3 protein-coding genes and 1 pseudogene are annotated in these 3474 nt (G+C 72.6%); 2 read left to right on the forward strand and 2 right to left on the reverse strand.

The features are described 5' to 3' along the window. Positions 1 to 271: pseudogene (locus tag EHS43_RS40355) on the reverse strand (hypothetical protein); the annotation flags it as partial. Between the two features lie 136 nt (positions 272 to 407). On the opposite strand from EHS43_RS40355, the gene EHS43_RS40360 reads away from it, so the two are divergent. Further along, positions 408 to 950, forward strand: coding sequence for a bacterial proteasome activator family protein (locus tag EHS43_RS40360; RefSeq protein WP_125195515.1), 543 nt, complete (start codon positions 408 to 410; stop codon positions 948 to 950). A gap of 376 nt (positions 951 to 1326) precedes the next feature. Further along, entirely contained in the window at positions 1327 to 2898 is a 1572-nt protein-coding gene (locus EHS43_RS40365) for a protein kinase (protein WP_125195516.1), read from the forward strand. Positions 2899 to 2964: 66 nt separating this feature from the next. On the opposite strand, the gene EHS43_RS40370 is transcribed toward EHS43_RS40365, so the two are convergent. Then, on the reverse strand, positions 2965 to 3474 hold a 510-nt coding region (locus EHS43_RS40370; protein ID WP_148104232.1), incomplete at its 5' end, for a phosphotransferase.

Below are 3474 nucleotides of genomic sequence, written 5' to 3' on the forward strand. Positions count from 1 at the left end.
GGCTCGGGGCGCTGTGCGGCGGGAGGGCGGTGGCGTGCGGCCGTACGGCCTTGTGCGGTGTCCCGCGGGCCGGTGCAGGCTCCGGTGACCGCGTGGCCGGGGTGGCCGGGGACGCGGCCGTGCCCGGCGGTCCGTGGAGGAGTACCGCGTGGGCCGCACGGCGGCCGGGCGGCGTCAGTTCGGCGCCGTGCGCCGGGCCGGCCTGCGGCAGGACGACAGCGCTCGCGCCCACCACGATCGCCAGTACCGTCGCGCGCAGCCAGAAAGTCACGGAACAACACTGGCATTTCGCCAAAGGACCGGCATTCCGGGTGACTCCATGGGGGCGAACCGCTCCGGGAAGGGTGGATCAGCCCACAGTGGGGGCACCCCGGTGATGAGGTGTACGGGTGCGAGAGAATGGCGGCATGGAGATGCCGAGGAACGAAGGTTCGCCGGAAAGTCCCCAGATCCTGGTCGTGGGCCAGGACGGGATGGCACTGGGCGGCGGGGGTGACGACGACTCCCGGGAGGTCCCGGTCACGGAGATGGTCGAGCAGCCCGCGAAGGTCATGCGGATCGGCAGCATGATCAAGCAGCTGCTCGAAGAGGTGCGCGCGGCTCCTCTCGACGAGGCCAGCCGGGCCCGGCTCAAGGAGATCCACTCCAGCTCGGTCAAGGAGCTGGAGGACGGGCTCGCTCCCGAACTCGTGGAGGAGCTGGAGCGGCTCTCGCTGCCCTTCAACGAGGAGGCGACCCCGAGCGACGCGGAACTGCGCATCGCCCAGGCCCAGTTGGTGGGCTGGCTGGAGGGCCTCTTCCACGGGATCCAGACCACGCTGTTCGCCCAGCAGATGGCCGCACGGGCCCAGCTGGAGCAGATGCGCCGCGCCCTGCCGCCGGGGGTCGGCGGCCAGGAGGACGGCATCGACCCGCGCGCGGGCGGCCGCTCGGGCGGACCGTACCTGTAACCCCCGACGAACGAAGGGGCCCGGCAGTCGACGCTGCCGGGCCCCTTCGCGTCGGCTCTGCCATGTCACCCGTGGGAAACGCTCGTTCGGGTTCTTCTGCGTGAGTTTGGCCACGGAGCGGTGCCGGGTGGTCGGCGCACGTGGTGCCCGTTCCGTGTCCGTACGCGAAAGAATGGTCGGGCGGGCGTTACAGCTGCCCTACGGCCGGTACACAGAATTTGCACGCCGAGACGTAGTACAGGTTTGATGGCCGGTCCGTCTCGGGCCGGTCCCCGGGCTCATCCCGGACCGGCGGCTTGCGCGAAGGCTGTAGCGTGGCCGACGGAGACCGTAACAACACCGCGCGCACCGCGGGCAGAAACGACGGCGAGGACCGATGGCACAGCAGCAGCGCGCTCAGGGCCCGTCCGACCCCGAGGCGACTGGCGGCGGAATGTCAGATGCGCCGGAGCTGTGGGGTAACGGCGGACTGGTGGGGGACGGCAGGTACCGGCTGACCCGCAGACTCGGCCGGGGCGGTATGGCCGAGGTGTTCGCGGCCGAGGACGTACGGCTCGGGCGCACCGTGGCGGTCAAGCTGCTGCGCGCCGACCTCGCCGAGGACCCGACGTCCAAGGCCCGTTTCACGCGTGAGGCCCAGTCCGTGGCGGGCCTCAACCACCACGCGATCGTCGCCGTGTACGACTCCGGCGAGGACTACGTGGGCGGCCAGTCGGTGCCGTACATCGTCATGGAGATCGTCGAGGGGCGGACGATCCGGGATCTGCTGCTCAACGCCGAGGCGCCCGGGCCCGAGCAGGCCCTGATCATCGTCTCCGGGGTGCTGGAGGCGCTCGCCTACTCCCACCAGCACGGCATCGTGCACCGCGACATCAAGCCCGCCAACGTGATCATCACGCACAACGGCGCGGTCAAGGTCATGGACTTCGGCATCGCCCGCGCCCTGCACGGCGCCTCCACGACGATGACGCAGACCGGCATGGTCATGGGCACCCCGCAGTACCTCTCCCCGGAGCAGGCCCTCGGCAAGGCCGTCGACCACCGCTCCGACCTGTACGCGACGGGCTGTCTCCTCTACGAACTCCTCGCGCTCAGGCCGCCGTTCACCGGCGAGACCCCGCTGTCCGTGGTCTACCAGCACGTCCAGGACATCCCGACGCCTCCGTCGCAGGTCTCCGACGCCGTCCCGCCGGAGCTGGACGGCCTGGTCATGCGCTCGCTCGCCAAGGAGCCGGACGACCGCTTCCAGACGGCCGAGGAGATGCGCGGGCTCGTCCAGTACGGCCTGCAGATGCTGTACGACCAGGGCGGCCACACCGGCACCTGGAACACCGGCCCGGTGACGGCGCACGACGGCCGCGGCACGCCCGCCGCGGGCTTCGCGAGCACCAGCGTGCTGCCGCACCCCGGCGCCACCTCCGGCACCACCCAGATCCCGCAGCAGATCCTCCCCTCCGGCTACGGCGGCGGGGACGACGGCGGCTTCGAGGGCCACGGCAACCGGGGCAGCGGCCGCGGCAAGCTGTGGATCCTCGCCGTCCTCGCGGTGATCGCCGTCGCGGCGGGCGTCGCGCTCGCGCTGAACGGCGGCGGTGGCGGCGGGAGCGGCGGTGGCGGCGGCGACTCGGTGTCGCCGACCACCTCGAAGACCACCGACGACAAGACGCCCAGCGAGACGCCGAGCGACGACGCGACGAGCGAGGAGACCGACACGTCCACGGACGACAGCGGCAGCTCCGGCGGCTCCGGATACACGCCGTCCTGGACGCCGTCGTACACCCCCTCCTACACGCCCTCGCCCTCGGCCACGCAGCCGTCCGAGACGGCGCCCGAGCCGTCCGAGACGGCGCAGCCGTCGGACACGGCCCAGCCCACGGACACGGCCGAGCCGACCGACCAGGTCGTCGGGGGCGTCACCGACGGCGGCGGGAACGGCGGCTCCGGCTGAGCCCGCACGCGCGCGTGGGTCGGCGAACGCGACTCACGCCCGCGTGCTGTTTCCGGCAGGCCCGTGTCAGCCCACGAAGGCGTCGCACACCGCGTCGTACTCCCGCGTCCACCACACCACCAGCGCCGAGGCCGCCGGGAACTGGGGATCCGCGCGGGTGTCGCCGCGCTCGTAGTGCCAGCGCAGCATCCAGAAGTCGTTGAGCCGCTCCCACCACACGCGGTGCACGGCCGCCGCCAGCTCGGAGGGCGTGGCCCCCGCCGTACGCCGGTACGCGCGCGCGTAGGCCCGCACCTTCGGCAGATCCAGCGTCCCCGCGGGCCGTACGAAGAAGATCGCGGCGGCGCGTACGGCCTCCTCGGCGCGGGGCTTCACGCCCAGCCGGTCCCAGTCGACGATCGCGGCGGGTGCGTCGCCCCGGTAGAGCAGGTTGAAGGGGTGGAAGTCCCCGTGCACCCAGCCCACCGGCCCGCCGTGCGGAGGCCGCCGCCCCACGTGCTGTTCGAGCAGGGCACGCCGCTCCAGGAGCCGGTGCCGGGCCAGCTCGTCGAAGGAGTCGGCGGGCCGGTGCCGGCG

Origin of the sequence: Streptomyces sp. RP5T, assembly GCF_003933965.1 — a bacterium.
GTDB lineage: Bacteria > Actinomycetota > Actinomycetes > Streptomycetales > Streptomycetaceae > Streptomyces.